Below are 223 nucleotides of genomic sequence, written 5' to 3'. Positions count from 1 at the left end.
CTCGTGCCGCATTTCGAGAAGATGCTCTACGACAATGCGCAGCTGCTGGAGCTCTACGCGCTGGCCCATGCCGAGACCGGCCGCGCCCTGTTCAGGGACGCGGCGGAGGGACTCGTCACCTGGCTCGAACGGGAGATGGTGACGCCGGAGGGTGCCTTCGCGTCCAGCCTCGATGCCGATTCGGAGGGAGAGGAAGGCCGCTTCTACGTCTGGACCCTATCCG

1 pseudogene is annotated in these 223 nt (G+C 65.9%); it reads left to right on the top strand.

Going from position 1 to position 223, the window contains the following annotated elements:
• Window positions 1–223, top strand: a pseudogene (locus E4K09_RS16810) (thioredoxin domain-containing protein); the annotation flags it as partial.

The sequence above is a fragment of the Microvirga pakistanensis genome (assembly GCF_004458765.1).
In the GTDB taxonomy this organism is placed as follows: Bacteria; Pseudomonadota; Alphaproteobacteria; order Rhizobiales; family Beijerinckiaceae; genus Microvirga; species Microvirga pakistanensis.
This window is presented reverse-complemented; position numbering and strand designations above follow the sequence as displayed.